Here is a 16,826-nt window from a genome sequence, read left to right as displayed (position 1 = left end):
TATGACAAAGAAAATATATTATATATTCACATTAATAGGAAGCCTGTTATTATCTTCCTGTGATAGTTATTTGGACATACAACCAGTAGGCCAAGTAATTCCCAATACGCTAGCTGAATACAGAGCTTTATTCACAACAGCTTACAATACAGCACTCAATGACAGAGGAATATGCGAAATCAGAACAGATATCGCAACCATATTACAGTCTGATGCCACTTCCAAAAATTCTTTAGGAGATGTTGAAAAATGGAATGATGTTAATCCGAATGCAAGTACGAGACAATTTGGATGGGCGGCCTATTATACCAATATCTATTATGCCAACGCAATCATCGATAAAAAAGATGAAATATCAGAAGGAAGCCAAGAAGATATTAATCAATTAGTTGGAGAAGCTTACCTCATGAGAGCATATATGCATTTCATATTGGTCAATCTTTATGGACAACCTTATACAGCTACCGGAGCATTAGAAACCAAAGCAGTTCCTCTAAAACTCAATACTGATTTAGAAGAAATACCATCAAGAAATACTGTAAAGGAAATATATACCTCTATTTTATCTGATATAGAAACAGCACGGAAACTGATTAATAAAAAAGAATGGGAAATTCAATATTCATACCGTTTTTCAACATTATCAGTAGATGCTATGGAATCACGGGTATATTTATACATGGGTGAATGGAGCAAATCTTATGAAGCTTCGGAACGTATATTAGCCGGAAAATCGACATTGGTAAACCTAAATGATGAAGGAGGCAAACTTCCTAATGAATTTACATCTGTAGAAATGATCACTGCCTATGAAGTTTTTCCAAATAGCGATTATGCCGGATCACTCTTACTTTACCCTTCATTTTTACAAGAATATGAGGAAGGAAAAGATCTACGTCCAAACAAGTATTATCAAGCAAATAAAAATGGAAATTATACTTCCATCAAAAGTGGTGAATCTAAATTCAAATGTACTTTCCGCACCGGAGAGCTTTATTTAAATTCAGCAGAAGCTGCTGCACATTTAAACAAATTACCTGAAGCACGTACCCGGCTCTTGAAACTAATAGAGAATCGTTATACATCAGAAGGTTATGAGCAGAAAAAGAATGAAATAAATGCGATGAGCCAAGAAAAGCTAGTCACAGAAATTCTGAAAGAACGTGCTCGCGAGCTTGCTTTTGAAGGCCATCGCTGGTTTGATTTACGCCGAACTACCCGACCGGAAATCAAAAAAGAAATTGAAGATGTAACCTACACACTTGTACAAGATGATTCCCGTTACACATTGCGTATTCCACAAGATGCAATTGATGCTAATCCCGGACTTTTAAACTAATAACCAAGCATTTTTCATAGAAACAAACCGCCTGACATCATAGACTAAAAAGCTCCCTTTACCTAAAGCGTAAAAGGAGCTTTTTTTAATCTATCTACTAGCCATTTCTCATTTTGTACACCTACCTCATTCACCATTAAATCTTTATCCCCTAAAAGCATTGTTCTTTAACAAGAAATCCGTATCTTTGTAGCGACTTATTACGATTAATAACGTAGAAGCGTTTAGAATATTATCTCTATTCAGAATCTGGTAAATTCTTTAATTGGGGAGATAATGGCAACTAAGCGTTCACGTCTTTGTTATATGCAAGGGCGTGGACTCTGTTGTTCATTTCCCAATAGGTTTACCAGAGCCTTGAATAGAATGAACTAACGACGTCCACGTATTCTATGCTAATATCCTAATCTCTTATTCCGTTTAACAATAAATTAACTTCTCGTTCTTTTTCCTTTCTATAACTTCTCGTTCTTCATAATATTTGTATGTATTTTGATCATATGGTACTTTCTTCCTGACTAATGCCACTATGATTCTTATGAGTTTGTTCTTGACATTATTTAAAGCCACTTGAGGCTTCTTTCCCTTACTAATCAGTCTTTGATAGTAATCTCTAATTTCGGGATTATATATTTTGGCTATATGAGCTGCTTGTCCTAATAATGATTTAATAAGTTTATTGGCGAAATGGCTTGTATGAGCAGGTGTATTTACACTCGTTCCGGATTGTTTACCAAAGGGGGCAACTCCATAATAGCATGCAATCTTTCTTGGGTCATATCCGAATTTTTTGAAGTTGTTTGTGTAGACCAACATACAGGTTGCGTTTTGCCTGGCTACGCCTTTTATTGAGGTTATAATAGCATAATTTTCTTTCAGTTCCTCATCCGCCTCTATTATGCTATCAATGGCCTTATCGCATTCGGCAATTGTTTTGTTTATCTCCGCAATAAGGTGTTTGCTCTTGCGGTTGATGAAGGATATTGCTTTTGACTTGTTTGATTGTGATTTGTCCTCTTTTCGTAATTCCATTGCCACTCTTTGCCCAACTAGCTTATGCCTATAGAGGAAAATCTCCCTTAGTTGCGCAAGGGATTCATTCAATGGTTCAAAGGGTACAACCTTGTCCTGTTGCCTCCATGCGTATTCAGCAATGATTGCTGAGTCCGCCTTATCGTTTTTCACACGCTGGATACCACTGCTATGTTTTATGGCGTAAGCGTTCTCAATCCATATGTCATAGCCTTTTCCGTAAAGCCATTTGCTCAGTCCTATACTACATGAACCTGTGTCTTCTCCACAGAATAGCCATTCCTCAGCAATTGTATTCCAAGCGTTTGTTTTAACCCAATTACATAACTTGCGGTAGCCCGTAGTGTTATTTGGGAAACACCCATACTCACGGGAGCCTATTTCGTTCATTCCACATGCGAGAATTATCGTCGCGTCAAGTTTCTCCTTTGAAAAATCAATTCCAATAAATAATTTTTTCATATTTTTGCTGTACTTTTCTAAGACTGGTAAAAGCTGTTTGAACTCTAAACTCTAAATAGGCTCGCAACCTTGATATTCTATCGGAGCTTTGCAGCTTGGCGGAGAGAGGCCGTTACGTGGGCTAGCCTCAAGTGCTTTCTCTTTTATGGTGTCCTCTTCCCGCCTATCAGTCTTTATCTTAATACAACAAAGATAATAAGACTGATATTTTCCTGATAAGATGCGGAGGTAATTATTCGTCTCGCTTGACTTTTTTAAAATAAATTTCCGACCTCTTATCTATTAACTGCAAACTTAGAGCTTCTCTTGTATATATATGGTATCCGGACGCTTACCACACAAACAATAAAGGTAATGAGCAGCACTATTACAAAGTTCTTCGCTTCTTTTTTAGCTTATGGGGTAGCTAATAAGAAAAAGCGCTTCTCGGCAATTGGCCGTTTCTCCGAAGGATTGGCTCCGGTAAAAGGAAAAATCCAATGGGGATACATTAATAAAGAGTATGACATTGTCATTCCTCTAATGTATGAACGGGCTTTCTCGTTTAAAGAAGGATTAGGGATGGTAGTACTCAATTCTCAATACGGATTCATCGACCATACCGGACAAATACGGATTCCGTTTAAATACGCAGCCGCTCACTCGTTTGAGCAAGAATGTGCACGAGTATGTCACGATGGATTATGGGGACTGATTGACAGACAAGGAAACTACATTCTTCCACCGACTTACAGTCAAATGGAGCAATTCGCGGAAGGATTAGCCCTCGTCTCACTACACAACAAAGTAGGATTCATTAATAAGAAAGGAGAAGTTGTCATTCCGCTGGAATATGATAACGGATGCTCTTTTTCCGAAGGATTGGCTGCTGTTTGCATTGAAAGCCAGTCATCCAAGTGGGGATACATAAACAAAGATAATGAAGAAGTACTTCCTTTTAAGTACGATATTGCAGAACCCTTTTATAACAACATAGCTCGAGTGGGTCTCTATGGAAAAAGCATGAAAATCAACAAGCAGGGCAGTGAATGTCTATAAAACAACCACTCTACGCATTTATTCATCTCAACACGCGAAGACATTCTGTTCTAAAACATCCCCTTACGAACAACAACGTAAGGGGATTTTTCGTACTTTCGAACATGTTAAATCTTTAATACGCAACATTATGATTATCGGAGTACCAAAGGAAATCAAAAACAATGAGAACCGTGTAGGCATGACACCTTCGGGAGTGGCTGAAGTGGTAAAACAAGGGCATCGGGTATTTATCCAACATACAGCGGGAATAAATAGCGGTTTTCCGGATGAAGCATATCAAGCTGTCGGCGCACATATCCTGCCAACAATAGAAGATATTTACGCCACTGCCGAGATGATCGTAAAGGTGAAAGAGCCGATAATCACTGAATATAACTTAATAAGAAAAGGACAGTTACTATTCACTTATTTCCATTTTGCTTCCGACAGGGAGTTAACCCTTGCCATGCTCTCCAACAAATCAATATGCCTGGCTTACGAAACTGTAGAAGAAGCAGACCACACATTACCTTTATTAATTCCGATGAGCGAAGTTGCCGGACGTATGTCTATTCAGGAAGGCGCCCGTTTTCTGGAAAAACCGCAAGGCGGAAAAGGTATCCTTTTGGGAGGTGTACCAGGTGTTAAACCAGCTAAAGTATTAATTTTAGGAGGTGGAGTTGTAGGTAGCAATGCTGCACAAATGGCTGCTGGAATGGGGGCAGATGTCACTATTACAGATATAAATCTGGCACGTCTGCGCTATTTGAGCGAGACACTGCCGAAGAATGTAAAGACATTGTACGCATCCGAACTAAGAATCAGAAAAGAATTGCCGGATGTTGATTTAGTTGTCGGCTCTGTACTGATTCCCGGTGATAAAGCACCACATTTGATTACCAAAGAAATGCTTTCAATAATGCAGCCCGGCACAGTATTAGTAGATGTAGCAATCGATCAGGGAGGATGTTTCGAGACCTCTCACCCGACCACTCACAGTGCACCGACCTATATTGTAGATGGAATCGTGCATTATGCAGTAGCTAATATTCCGGGAGCTGTACCTTACACTTCCACCCTTGCACTGACCAATGCTACCCTCCCCTATGTGATCGCTTTAGCAAATAAGGGATGGAAAAAAGCCTGCAAAGAGAATCCAGCATTAGCACTCGGATTAAATATCGTAGAAGGAAAAATCGTTTATAAGGCCGTAGCCGACGTATTTGGTTTAAAGTACGATCCTATCAGCCTATAACTATGCATTTTCACCATACAGTAACACAAAGTCTTACAGAGTTTTTTCTTTTTCAAAATAAGGCCATCTCAATGTCTTACGCCTTCGATTGATGATCTTTTAAAAAAACTCTGCAAGACTTTGTATTACTCTGTGGTGAGCTATATCTTTAAAATAAATAATCTTTCTTTGCTGCCCGTTGATAAGCCGCTACCAATTCGTCCATTACTTCTGCCACAGACTGCCGACGGGATATGATTGCCGAAACTTGTCCGATCTCCAATTCCCCTTCTTCCAGATCACCTTCGAAGATTCCTTTTTTAGCACGCCCCCGTCCTAATAAAGTTCTCAAATCTTCTGCACTAGCACCACTATCTTCAGCCTTCTCCACCGCTTCGCGGAAAGCATTCTTTACCAAACGTGTCGGAGCCAGCTTTTTCAACAACAACTTAGTATCCCCTTCTCTGAGACTCAAGCAATAATCTTTAAATACCGAACTCGCTGAACTCTCTTCAGTAAGAGCAAAACGGGTTCCTATCTGCACCCCTTCGGCTCCCAACACCATAGCAGCCAATACTCCTTCCCCTGTGCCGACACCTCCTGCAGCTATCAAAGGTAATGTTGTAGCCTCACGTACAGCCGGAATCAAACAGAAAGTCGTTGTTTCTTCGCGTCCATTATGCCCTCCGGCTTCAAACCCTTCTGCCACTACCGCATCTACTCCAGCCTCCTCACATTTTACAGCAAAACGGGAAGAAGAAACAACATGAACAACCGTTATTCCACGCTCTTTCAACCACCCAGTCCACGTTTTCGGATTTCCGGCAGAGGTAAAAACAATCTTCACTCCCTCTTCCACCACAATATTCATAATCTCTTCTATCTGGGGATACATCAAAGGAATGTTTACACCAAAAGGCAATTTCGTGGCCGCATTACATTTACGGATATGCTCGCGTAAAGTGTCCGGATGCATGGAACCGGCACCGATCAATCCCAGTCCACCGGCATTGCTCACAGCAGAAGCAAGACGCCAACCGCTACACCACACCATACCACCTTGAATAATAGGATACCGAATACCCAGAAGAGAAGTAATTCTATTCATAACCAATAATTTATCTATGTGTTAATATACTAAGATACCAATAATAGCGACAAAGCTATATAACAATGCGCCAACATAACAACACACAAATATACTAATTATTCAATTACAAACATTCTCTAGTCAGCACATTAGCGCATTGCTACATCAACACATCATTATAACGCCTTCAACGGGCAATCTGTTCAATTGGTTTATTTATCAACACAGTGGTAGAATCTCCATAAGTTCTCAACACTTCCAATGTGCGGGCACGGTTATCCCGTCCCGTCTTATTCCAGAAATCTTTTGTAAAGACAGCCATCAGGTCAAGTCCGCCGATAGTTCCACCATTGATATACACTCCACTCCCACCAAACAAGGGAATAGGTGCATCCATCACTACCGTGTTCACCATCATTCCGTTAGCACGTTCACCCAACTGACGGAAACGCACCCCACTCGCCTGTATCTCATCCAACGACTTACGCATTCCCTTTGCCATCGGATTGCGTGCCCAGTTTGAATAAGATCTTTGATGGCGTATCTCGTAGAAAGGATCACCCCGCCAGGTATTTTTATCGATCTTTATCTTCTTCTGATAGATGGGATCCCAGTTATAGCGGGTATTCGCTTTATATGGCATCAGAGTCAACATCACTTTCGGTTTAGGCAACGCTTCAGGAAACGATTCGTCAGGCATCATCCAGCTTTTCTCCTCCGACATCCGGGGAGTACCCACTGCGCTTCCGAAATCAATCGACTTCACAGCATCCATATTTAAATGCAACTCCTGGTCACTCTCCAGCAATTTCTTCAAATGCAAAGAATCTTGCGCCGTCCATACTTGCGAATATGCAAATACAGCGGTCAGGCACAGTGCCATCGTTGTTATAACCCGTTTTAATCCATCCATTCTTTTTACTCTTTCATTACCTATATTTCGGAGCACTTCATATACATTTGTACGTATAAGAGGCTATCTTTTGAGCGTAATAATCCCCCTGTCAGCAGCAAAAGACTACTGATACAAACAAATATTCCCACATGAATGTTTCCTATTTTTTACTTTCCGAAGGCTCCTCCCCCTTTATTACCACCAACGATAACCCGATCCACAAAGCGGCTCATCGTAACACGGATCAATTGTCCATCTCGTTTTCGGATATTGGCGTTCTTCCCACCAACTACGATAACAAGCGGCTGCATCGAGTACTTCCTCATCGGTCAGGAAATAGATTGCTTCATAATTTTCAGCATTCGCCAATACCATTTTGCAACCTAATGACGGAGGTGTGCCCTGACGGATAGATTCAATCACCCAAAGCATACACTCACCCAACCGAATCTTACCGTTGTTCATATTATAAACCGACGGAAAAGAAGGGATAATAGTCAGATCTTCTGCATATTTTAAAAGTTCGGGGATATCCTCTTCCGTGAAATGAGGAACCTCCACCACCCCTTTTTCATTCTTCATCTTGTACGTACCCGACTTCAATTGCTTCACAAAAAGAGCAACATCCGGATTGTTATAATCCATTTCTTCGCTGGTGCATCCTGTAAAGGATACGATCAGGCAAACAGCCATCCACAGCATTAGTAGTGTTTTTTTCATTTTCATAAGGATTAATACGTCATGCGAAGTCCGCAAAGTAAATTAAAATTAGTCGGCCGTTTTGTTCGTACCGTAGCCAGTTTCGAATCTGTTTTGAAATGATGCGAAACTCCGGGTTCGGCAAAAACAGCAAGTCGGTCATTAATCTTATAGTTGATTCCAATACCGGCAGTCACTGCCAGCTGGATAGGTTCTTCTTTAAAACTGTTGTCCGGTGCACCGGCAATACATTTATCGGCTACTCCTCCTACAGTAGCGTAAAGGTCGATTTTTTTCGTATCTACCAACGTCACGTTCACTTTAACGGGGATTCCCAGATAGTGCAAGTGCTGCCCTGCAGAACGGAGGTTCGAATAGAGCAATCCAGTTTCTATGCCAAGAAAATCGTTCAACTTACGCTCTACCGTCACCCCTGCGGAAACCGGCATTTTATAAGTACCGTTATCTGCCGGAAGTGCTGTACCCACTTGAACTTTCATCGCCCAGCGATGCTTTTTCACTGCTTTGGGTTGAGACATATCGACATTCGACTGTTCTTCCGAAGCGACAGATGATCCTGTATTACCGTTTGTTGCCTGCCAATAACCATTATGCCCCTGATTACCATATCTGTTGCCATTTCCCGTAGAAGTAGTGGAAGAAAAAGAAAACGACATAGAGAAAGTGATAGAAAGAGAATCTTCTTCCTCCGTATATTGCGACAGCATACCGTAAGATTTCGGAGCCGGTTTCGGCAACACCGGTTCTACCGGCAACGGCAACTGATTGACGCGTATTCCATCTCCATCCATCTGTCCTCCATTCGTCACGGCTATCTTTGTAAATGCTTCTTCCATTTCCTCCTTTGGAGAGAAATACAAGAAAGTAGCCGACGAGGCTGCCAAAACAAGCAATACAGATGCCGCAGCCGCTACACGGAAGAGCAGAATCCGACGACGATGCTGGCAAGCCACAGGAATTTCCTGCGAGAGCTCTTCCCAAAAGCCATCCCGTACACTCATCCCGGCATCAGCGAGACGCGTGCGAAACAGATCGGTTATTTCATCATTTTCTTTCTTCATGATTTCTATACTCTTTAATTCTTTTTGCTAACAAATATTTGGCCCGGTGCAGCTGCGAAGTAGATGAATGCTCTTTAATATGAAGCATCTTGGCTATCTCCTTGTGCGATTTCTCTTCAAACACATAAAGGTTGAAAACGGTTCGGCAACCATCCGGCAATTCGGCAATAAAAGCCATCAACTGCTCTTCGGAGATTCCAGCCCCTCCTCCCGAATCCGATATATCCGGTATATCGGGAAGCTGCTCTTCATGCACTACCAACTGGCTGACTCGCTTCTCCCGTCGCAGGAAATCGAGTGATTGAGTAACCATCACCCGGGTAATCCATGTACAAAGTGAAGACTCACCCCGGAACGAAAAGTTGGTAAAAATCTTGATGAAACCGTCATGCAGTACATCGTGCGCCGCATCCATATCGCCCGTATAGCGGAAACATACCGCCAGCATCTGCTTGGAATAGAGAGTGTAAAGTTCCTTTCGGGCTGAATCCTTTCCTGCCCGACAGCCCTTTATCAGTTCTATCTCGTTTTCCAAAGTCAATTACTTTTTTTAAAATCGAACGTATGTCTGCGTCGTTTGCTCATTAGACGCGAGAGTTTGAGGAATGCTGCAAGGAATATTGCTAAAAGAAGTTAAAGGATAGATAATAATAAACGGGAAAGAAAAAAACGATGAACGATAAACGGTAAATGATGAACAAAGCTGCGCATAATCATGCTACAAAATATCCACCGTTTACTGTTTATCGTTCACCGCTTACAGTTCACCGCTTATTATATACTATCAGCATGCTTTGAAACTCATGTCCAGCCCTTTCACTGAATGAGTCAAAGCTCCTACAGAGATGAAGTCTACGCCACATTCGGCATACTCACGAAGAGTATCAAAGGTGATACCACCCGAAGATTCGGTTTCGTATTTGCCTGCTACCATCTCTACTGCTTTCTTTGTCATTTCGGGAGTGAAGTTATCAAACATGATACGGTCTACTCCGCCGAGATCAAGAACTTGCTGCAGTTCGTCGAAGCTGCGGACTTCTATTTCTATTTTCAGGTCTTTACCTTTTTCCTTGCAATATTCTTTGGCACGAGTGATGGCTTTGTCGATACCTCCGGCAAAGTCCACATGATTGTCTTTCAGAAGAATCATGTCGAACAGACCAATACGATGGTTTACTCCGCCACCGATTTTCACTGCCATTTTTTCGAGGATACGCATACCGGGAGTTGTTTTGCGGGTATCAAGCACACGGGTATTTGTACCTTCCAATACCTTTGCATATTTACGGGTCATTGTTGCAATGCCGCTCATACGCTGCATCACGTTCAACATCAGGCGTTCGGTTTGAAGTAAAGATTGCACTTTTCCTTCCACTACCATTGCTACATCACCCGGTTTCACTTCTGTTCCGTCATTGATAAACACTTCCACTTTCATGGTAGGATCAAAACGGTTGAAGATTTCTTTAGCTACTTCGATGCCAGCCAACACACCGGCTTCTTTGATAAGCAATTTTGATTTTCCCATTGCCGTAGCGGGAATACATGAAAGGGTGGTATGATCGCCATCACCTATATCTTCTGCAAAAGCAAGATCGATCAACTTGTCGATCAGTTCTTTTTCCTTATTCATTGATCTTGTCAATTCTTATTTGATGTATTAAATATTGATTCTGCACTTTCTTCAGGAAGCAGTTCACACGAAAGTTCCCATTAGTAGTAGCCAACGTACCGATAACGAAACTTGATTCGTCCCGTTTTCCCTGATGGTTCACGTTAAATCCGCTGACTTTATTCTCCGTAAAGAATTCCTGCATCATAGCTGTTGCTTTCTGCTTGTCAACGCTTGTCGAGCGACCTTGGAGCACCAGATTTACCTTGTCCCCCATATACTTACTTAGCTCTTGCGAGCTTCCTCTTTTAAATGCCGTTATCACTCCTGCCGGTATCTCTTGTGCCATCAGCAACGAGAGAGAAAGAAGCAAAGTGGCCATTCCTACGAGCACTCGTTTTTTCATAAATACAAGCTTTTAAGTTGTAGTTTAAAGGCTTAAACTTTCAACTAATGATAGGCAAAGGTAAGCATTAATTGCAGAATAACATAAAAAATGCCTATTTTTGTGCAATAATCAGAATTGTAGACGTATGAAAACAACCTTGCTCGTCGTAGGACGAACCGTAGAACAACACTATATAACTGCCATCAATGACTATATCCAGCGCACCAAACGGTCTATCACTTTTGATATGGAAGTGATTCCCGAACTGAAAAACACCAAGAGTCTTTCAATGGAAGTGCAGAAAGAAAAGGAAGGGGAACTGATATTAAAAGCTCTCCAACCGGGCGACGTGGTGGTATTGCTCGATGAGCACGGAAAAGAAATGCGTTCTCTGGAGTTTGCCGAATATATGAAGCGAAAAATGAACACGGTCAACAAACGACTGGTATTCATTATCGGAGGGCCTTATGGCTTTTCAGAAAAGGTTTATCAAGCGGCACACGAAAAGATTTCAATGTCGAAGATGACTTTCTCTCATCAGATGATCCGGCTGATATTCGTTGAGCAGATTTATCGGGCGATGACTATATTGAATGGAGGGCCGTATCATCATGAATAAACTACATCCACAAAGATGCACCGTGAAAAATGAATTATACAATAAAGAAGATGGATATCATTATCCATTCTTCTCTTCTATATAAAGTTTATTAAATACCTGCCGGAGTTCGTCTTCATTAGTAATCAAATTCCGAAGTTCTGCCAACCGTCCGGCATTATCCGATTGGGGTATCCATAACTTCAGATACCCTCCTTCTGCATATTTTTCAGTTAGATGTTTCCGAAAACGGGCATATTGCTCTTCTTTATCCATCTCCGGATAATGAGACAGCCCATATTGTACGGTACGACGTAAAGTAACTTCGGGATCAATAATTCGGTCAGCCTCGGCAACAATCATTCCATAGATTGTTCTGGGAGCCTGTTTATTGGAAGCCCGATGATCTTCTATCGCCTCTTTCATCTGCAACAGCTGCTCATCCGTAAACCAACGCCGCAAAGTTTCGTCGGCTAGCAACACTTTGCCGGAGGTTATATGATGAAATTCACGTCCTTCATACAACCCCAGGTCATGATAAGCAGCGATGACATAAACCATCGAATAATCGACTTCATAATGCGTCGCTAATTTCAGACTTTCCTCAATTACCTTTTCTACATGGTCAATTTGATGCGCTTTATCAAAGTTAGCGTATTGAGGAATAATACTTTGCCGAACATAGTTTTGTAATTCAGCAGGCACATGATGAGTCATATTCGATCTTTTTAGCTAGTGAATTCTTTTATTTATATTATTCCCGATTCATCAAACGATGTTCTGCCATCTGTTCGAACTTTGTTCCCGGACGACCATAATTGGCATACGGATAAATGGAAATACCACCACGAGGAGTAAATATTCCCGTTACTTCTATGTATTTGGGACTCATCAATCGGATAAGATCTTTCATTATGATATTCACACAATCTTCATGAAAGGCTCCATGACTGCGGAAACTGAAAAGATAGAGTTTCAAACTCTTACTTTCTACCATTTTTATATCAGGAATGTAGCTGATACGTATTTCGGCAAAGTCCGGCTGTCCGGTAATAGGACACAGACTTGTGAACTCCGGGCAGTTGAAACGTACCCAGTAATCATTTTCAGGATGCTTATTATCAAAGGCTTCCAGTACTTCAGGAGCATAATCTTGTTTATACTCGGTTTTTCTTCCTAATAAGGAAAGTTGGTCTTTTAATTCTGTCATTGCACTCATTAACTACAACCTCTACTCTAAACAAAAAAACGCATTTCTTCTTTCACCTATCACCGTCCTGCCTCAAACGCCTTATTCATCGAGGTTTTAGTGGTGAAGGATTCATTTCACAACCTATCACCGCATCTATCACCTATCACCATCAACTCTTATCCTACGTTTGCTTTCTCCTCATCTTACTTGTTACGGTGTGTTTCATTGCCTGAAACAATGTGTTTCCCGCCTTGAAACAAAGTGTTTCATTACTTGGAACAAACTGTTTCAAGTCTTGGAACTTATAGTTTCAAGCGTTAGAAACTTTAGTTTCCTACCGTTGAAACTTTAGTTTCTCACTGATGAAACAACAGTTTCAAGCTGTTGAAACTAATCTAAGCCAATACATTCCGGACAGAAACTACTATCATTTATTAATTAGAACTTACCGGTGACAATAGATGTGACGGCAAAATGTCAAATTTAGCTGCTGTCACTACTTGCTGTCACAAACTAGAAATCTTATAATCAAACATTTATCTACAACAATGTGACAGATGACAGCAAAAAAACGCATTTTAATCTCTATGTAGAGATATTATTGATTCTTACTTTTTAAATACTTTTCCAATCCTTCCCGACGCAATGTACAAGCCGGGCAATGTCCGCAACCATCTCCCTGAACGCCATTATAACAGGTCAAAGTCTCGGTGCGAATCAGTTCCAATACCCCCAGTTCGTCGGCCAATGCCCATGTTTCTGCCTTATCAATCCACATCAAAGGGGTATGAATCACAAATTGTTCATCCATAGCCAGATTGAGAGTTACATTAAGAGATTTGATAAAGGCATCACGGCAATCGGGATAACCGCTGAAATCTGTTTGAGAAACTCCCGTTACCAAATGATTAATACCACGTTCACGGGCATATACTGCTGCGATACTTAGAAAAAACAGATTACGTCCCGGAACAAAGGTATTAGGAACGCTATCTGCAGGTTTTTCCTGATCCATCACCATCGTAGTATCGGTCAATGAATTATGACCTAACTGTCCGATAAAGGAAACATCCATCACATCAAATTCCACTTCCGCTTTCCGGGCTATCTCCCGTGCAAGCTCCACTTCTTTCTGATGCTTCTGACCATAAAGAAAACTCAAGGCATATACTTTCTTAAAGTTGCGTTTTGCCCAAAACAAACAAGTGGTAGAATCCTGCCCACCACTAAACACAACCAATGCTGCTTCTCTATTCATATTCTATATTAAATATCTTTGACTTTCAATACATTATAAGAGATATTGGTGTCGTAAACATCGCTACCGTCTATTTTCTTGATTGCTTTCACCACACGAATTGTCACCGGAAGGATAATAACTTCATACATGGATTTCAGCACAATCTGAATCCCCATCATGATAAGCAGTTCTTTCCAGGCAATAACTCCACCAAAAGCTACCGGGAAGAAAATCAATGAATCGGCAGTCTCACCTACAACAGTCGACCAGATGGCACGGGCCGAAAAGTTACGCCCCTGACTGGCTACTTTCATCTTACTCATCACATACGCATTGAGAAATGAGCCTACCAGAAAAGCCATCAGACTGGCAGCCACAATACGGGGAGCCATACCGAACACAAAATTGAAATGTTCCTCGCCCTCCCAGAAAGGAGCAGCCGGAATGGCAACAGCTATCAACCCAAGAGCAACCACGAAGAAGTTCATGGCAAAACCGCTCCAAATGATGAGCCGCGCTTTCTTGAATCCCCAAACCTCGGCGATACAATCATTAATAATATAAGAAATAGGAAAAACCAATAATCCGGCTGTCACGGTCAGACTACCTACCTGAATTACTTTTGTTTCAAGAAGATTGGCTGCAATGAGACAGACATTAAACAGAATGCCCAGCAGCATAAAGGGTACAGATACTTTTTCTTTCATAATTCCTGTTTTTTACGTGGTGTTCTAGAATACACGACCGCTATTCACGGCATCATACATTTTTTATTCTTTCGGAGTGCAAAGGTAAAAAATAAAACTGGAATTATCACATTCATCTTACCAGAATCTGTCTTCCCGATAATTGAAGAAAAAATAAGCCTCCCTGTCAGTCGTCGTATTCTGACAGGAAGGCTCATCACTTTGACCTTAAAAACACATCACTCAATCAGGCATCCGCATCAAGAGGAGAAGTCTTTCAATTCCTCTTTCAACCGCTTACGGATGAAAAACAAACGGCTCTTTACCGTTCCCATCGGCAATCCTAATTTTTCGGCAATTTCTCTATACTTAAATCCGGCTACAAACATCTGAAAAGGCACTTTCATCTCTTCCGGTATGGAATGTATCACCCGGTACAACTGTTTCATATCATACGTAAACTCGAATCTATCAGCATCTTCATCTTCTATCAGATGTTGTTGATTGATGGAGTAACTATCATCAATCAGGTTCATTTCACGAACTGTGCGACGATAGTTGTTCACGAAAATATTACGCATAAGCGTATACATCCATCCCTTCAGATTTTTGCTATACGTAAACTTCTCCTGATTATCTAATGCCTGCAACAAACAATCCTGAACCAAATCATTAGCAGATTCGCGGTCTGCCGTCAATTTATATGCGAAGCGATGCAAATCCGGTTGTATCGCTAATATTCCTTGAGTAAAATCAACTTTTTCCATCGTCGTATTTCCTTTATCTAATTAGTACGATACAAAGGTCCGTTTTTTTAGAATCATTATAAATAGCAATTCTTCCGATTAGTTTGGCAATTTTTCCTTTGCCCCTCTCAACCATTTCTTTTTTTAGTTGTTCATTGGGCATTCACCTAAAACTTAACTGATAATGAAAACAAGCTTTAAAATGGTAGCTATGCTACTGGGGATAGGAATTTTCCCCCTCTGTGCCTATGCACAACAGAAGGTAGTCATCGAAGATGAAGAACCGAATTCTATCATGTTTGTTTCGAAAAACAAAGCAGGAGATGAAATCATCCGAATCATGAACGACCGTTCGCAGATGCGTTTCCACGACCCGAATGCTCCCCGTTTCCTGCTAACCGACCAGAAAGGGAAATTTGCCCTGGGTATCGGAGGATATGTTCGTGCAACAGCAGAGTATGACTTTAACGGTATCGTAAATGATGTCGATTTCTATCCGGCATTGATTCCACAACGCGGAAGCGGCAATTTTGCCAAGAATCAATTCCAGATGGACATCACCACTTCTACCCTATTCCTCAAACTGGTAGGACGTACGAAACATCTGGGAGACTTCGTTGTCTACACAGCCGGAAACTTCCGGGGTGACGGAAAAACCTTTGAATTGCAGAATGCTTATGCGCAATTCCTCGGTTTCACGATCGGATACAGCTACGGTTCGTTCATGGACCTCTCCGCACTGCCTCCTACCATCGACTTTGCAGGTCCTAACGGATCAGCCTTTTACCGCACTACGCAATTGAGCTATATGTGCGATAAGTTGAAAAACTGGAAATTCGGTGTTTCAATGGAAATGCCTTCAGTAGACGGTACAACCAACAATGACTTGTCTATCAACACCCAACGAATGCCGGACTTTGCCACTTCCGTACAGTATAACTGGAATAGTAGCAGTCACGTTAAATTAGGTGCTATTGTCCGTAGTATGACTTACTCAAGTAACGTTCATGAGAAAGCCTATTCCGCCACCGGCTTCGGTCTGCAAGCATCTACAACTTTCAATATTACGAAGAAATTACAGGCATTCGGACAGTTTAATTATGGAAAAGGTATCGGATCTTACCTGAACGATTTAAGTAATCTGAACGTAGATATCGTTCCCGATCCTGATAATGAGGGAAAAATGCAGGTTCTCCCAATGCTGGGATGGTATGCAGGGCTGCAATACAACCTTTGTCCGAGCATCTTTATATCCGGTACATATAGTTTATCCAGACTTTATTCTGAAAACGGATATCCAAGTGAAAATCCGGAATCCTATCGTAAAGGACAGTATTTAGTGGCTAATGCTTTCTGGAATGTAAGCAGTAATTTGCAAGTGGGCGTAGAATATTTAAGAGGATGGCGTACTGATTTCAGTTCCGCAACCCGTCATGCCAACCGGTTGAATATGCTGGTGCAGTATTCTTTCTAAACTAACATAGAACAGTAAAACAAAAAAGCCGTCTCAA

At 41.3% G+C, this 16,826-nt stretch carries 18 protein-coding genes; 5 read left to right on the top strand and 13 right to left on the bottom strand.

Going from position 1 to position 16,826, the window contains the following annotated elements; all coding sequences use genetic code 11:
- Position 1 precedes the first annotated feature (1 nt).
- Positions 2 to 1,339 (top strand): RagB/SusD family nutrient uptake outer membrane protein, encoded by a 1,338-nt coding sequence (locus KSX81_RS19330; protein WP_004300747.1) that lies wholly within the window; start codon positions 2 to 4, stop codon positions 1,337 to 1,339.
- Between the two features lie 420 nt (positions 1,340 to 1,759).
- Here the strand turns inward: KSX81_RS19330 and KSX81_RS19325 are convergent, their stop codons facing one another.
- Positions 1,760 to 2,833 carry an IS110 family transposase gene (locus KSX81_RS19325; RefSeq protein ID WP_008645115.1) on the bottom strand — a complete coding sequence of 358 codons (1,074 nt, stop codon included), beginning with the start codon at positions 2,831 to 2,833 and terminating at the stop codon, positions 1,760 to 1,762.
- A gap of 354 nt (positions 2,834 to 3,187) precedes the next feature.
- On the opposite strand from KSX81_RS19325, the gene KSX81_RS19320 reads away from it, so the two are divergent.
- Together KSX81_RS19320 and ald are read left to right on the top strand one after the other, a co-directional pair.
- Positions 3,188 to 3,871, top strand: a complete 684-nt coding sequence (locus tag KSX81_RS19320; RefSeq protein ID WP_004300751.1) for a WG repeat-containing protein — start codon at positions 3,188 to 3,190, stop codon at positions 3,869 to 3,871.
- A 130-nt stretch (positions 3,872 to 4,001) separates the two neighbouring features.
- Positions 4,002 to 5,108 (top strand): alanine dehydrogenase, encoded by a 1,107-nt coding sequence (ald, locus tag KSX81_RS19315; RefSeq protein ID WP_008999893.1) that lies wholly within the window; start codon positions 4,002 to 4,004, stop codon positions 5,106 to 5,108.
- 148 nt (positions 5,109 to 5,256) lie between these two features.
- Here the strand turns inward: ald and KSX81_RS19310 are convergent, their stop codons facing one another.
- The 7 genes from KSX81_RS19310 to KSX81_RS19280 form a co-directional block, all read right to left on the bottom strand.
- A complete protein-coding gene (locus tag KSX81_RS19310) occupies positions 5,257 to 6,195 on the bottom strand; it encodes an NAD(P)H-dependent flavin oxidoreductase (protein ID WP_008999892.1) in 939 nt (312 codons plus the stop codon).
- Between the two features lie 169 nt (positions 6,196 to 6,364).
- Positions 6,365 to 7,090 carry a DUF4858 domain-containing protein gene (locus KSX81_RS19305; RefSeq protein WP_032853687.1) on the bottom strand — a complete coding sequence of 242 codons (726 nt, stop codon included), beginning with the start codon at positions 7,088 to 7,090 and terminating at the stop codon, positions 6,365 to 6,367.
- Between the two features lie 177 nt (positions 7,091 to 7,267).
- Positions 7,268 to 7,792, bottom strand: a complete 525-nt coding sequence (locus KSX81_RS19300) for a DUF4943 family protein (RefSeq protein WP_004304253.1) — start codon at positions 7,790 to 7,792, stop codon at positions 7,268 to 7,270.
- Positions 7,793 to 7,803: 11 nt separating this feature from the next.
- Positions 7,804 to 8,853, bottom strand: a complete 1,050-nt coding sequence (locus KSX81_RS19295) for an outer membrane beta-barrel protein (protein WP_008999890.1) — start codon at positions 8,851 to 8,853, stop codon at positions 7,804 to 7,806.
- Positions 8,837 to 9,388: an RNA polymerase sigma factor gene (locus KSX81_RS19290; RefSeq protein WP_004300758.1), complete on the bottom strand. Its 552-nt coding sequence runs from the start codon at positions 9,386 to 9,388 to the stop codon at positions 8,837 to 8,839. Before KSX81_RS19290 ends, KSX81_RS19295 begins: the two co-directional genes overlap by 17 nt.
- 249 nt (positions 9,389 to 9,637) lie before the next feature.
- Positions 9,638 to 10,486 (bottom strand): carboxylating nicotinate-nucleotide diphosphorylase, encoded by an 849-nt coding sequence (nadC, locus tag KSX81_RS19285; RefSeq protein WP_004300759.1) that lies wholly within the window; start codon positions 10,484 to 10,486, stop codon positions 9,638 to 9,640.
- A complete protein-coding gene (locus KSX81_RS19280; RefSeq protein WP_004304257.1) occupies positions 10,479 to 10,871 on the bottom strand; it encodes a DUF4783 domain-containing protein in 393 nt (130 codons plus the stop codon). The genes nadC and KSX81_RS19280 overlap by 8 nt, the downstream gene beginning before the upstream one ends.
- A gap of 127 nt (positions 10,872 to 10,998) precedes the next feature.
- Between KSX81_RS19280 and rlmH the strand changes: the two genes are divergently transcribed.
- Positions 10,999 to 11,472 (top strand): 23S rRNA (pseudouridine(1915)-N(3))-methyltransferase RlmH, encoded by a 474-nt coding sequence (rlmH, locus tag KSX81_RS19275; protein ID WP_032853686.1) that lies wholly within the window; start codon positions 10,999 to 11,001, stop codon positions 11,470 to 11,472.
- A 60-nt stretch (positions 11,473 to 11,532) separates the two neighbouring features.
- On the opposite strand, the gene KSX81_RS19270 is transcribed toward rlmH, so the two are convergent.
- The 5 genes from KSX81_RS19270 to KSX81_RS19250 all read right to left on the bottom strand — a co-directional run bounded on the left by KSX81_RS19270 (position 11,533) and on the right by KSX81_RS19250 (position 15,336).
- A complete protein-coding gene (locus KSX81_RS19270; protein WP_004321440.1) occupies positions 11,533 to 12,168 on the bottom strand; it encodes an HD domain-containing protein in 636 nt (211 codons plus the stop codon).
- 37 nt (positions 12,169 to 12,205) lie between these two features.
- The gene (queF, locus tag KSX81_RS19265; protein ID WP_004321441.1) at positions 12,206 to 12,661 is read right to left on the bottom strand and encodes a preQ(1) synthase; all 456 of its coding nucleotides are present in this window, start codon (positions 12,659 to 12,661) and stop codon (positions 12,206 to 12,208) included.
- A 580-nt stretch (positions 12,662 to 13,241) separates the two neighbouring features.
- A complete protein-coding gene (gene queC, locus KSX81_RS19260; RefSeq protein ID WP_004300765.1) occupies positions 13,242 to 13,901 on the bottom strand; it encodes a 7-cyano-7-deazaguanine synthase QueC in 660 nt (219 codons plus the stop codon).
- Between the two features lie 8 nt (positions 13,902 to 13,909).
- On the bottom strand, positions 13,910 to 14,590 hold the full coding sequence (locus KSX81_RS19255; protein WP_004321442.1) for a queuosine precursor transporter: 681 nt from the start codon (positions 14,588 to 14,590) through the stop codon (positions 13,910 to 13,912).
- A gap of 239 nt (positions 14,591 to 14,829) precedes the next feature.
- Positions 14,830 to 15,336, bottom strand: a complete 507-nt coding sequence (locus KSX81_RS19250) for an RNA polymerase sigma factor (protein WP_004300768.1) — start codon at positions 15,334 to 15,336, stop codon at positions 14,830 to 14,832.
- Between the two features lie 163 nt (positions 15,337 to 15,499).
- On the opposite strand from KSX81_RS19250, the gene KSX81_RS19245 reads away from it, so the two are divergent.
- On the top strand, positions 15,500 to 16,789 hold the full coding sequence (locus tag KSX81_RS19245) for a DcaP family trimeric outer membrane transporter (protein WP_004321443.1): 1,290 nt from the start codon (positions 15,500 to 15,502) through the stop codon (positions 16,787 to 16,789).
- The last annotated feature ends 37 nt before the right edge of the window (positions 16,790 to 16,826 follow it).

It is taken from the genome of Bacteroides sp. MSK.18.37 (assembly GCF_019129155.2).
Lineage (GTDB): Bacteria > Bacteroidota > Bacteroidia > Bacteroidales > Bacteroidaceae > Bacteroides > Bacteroides ovatus.
Note: the sequence above shows the minus strand (reverse complement) of the source record. Positions and strands in the feature narration are given on the sequence as shown.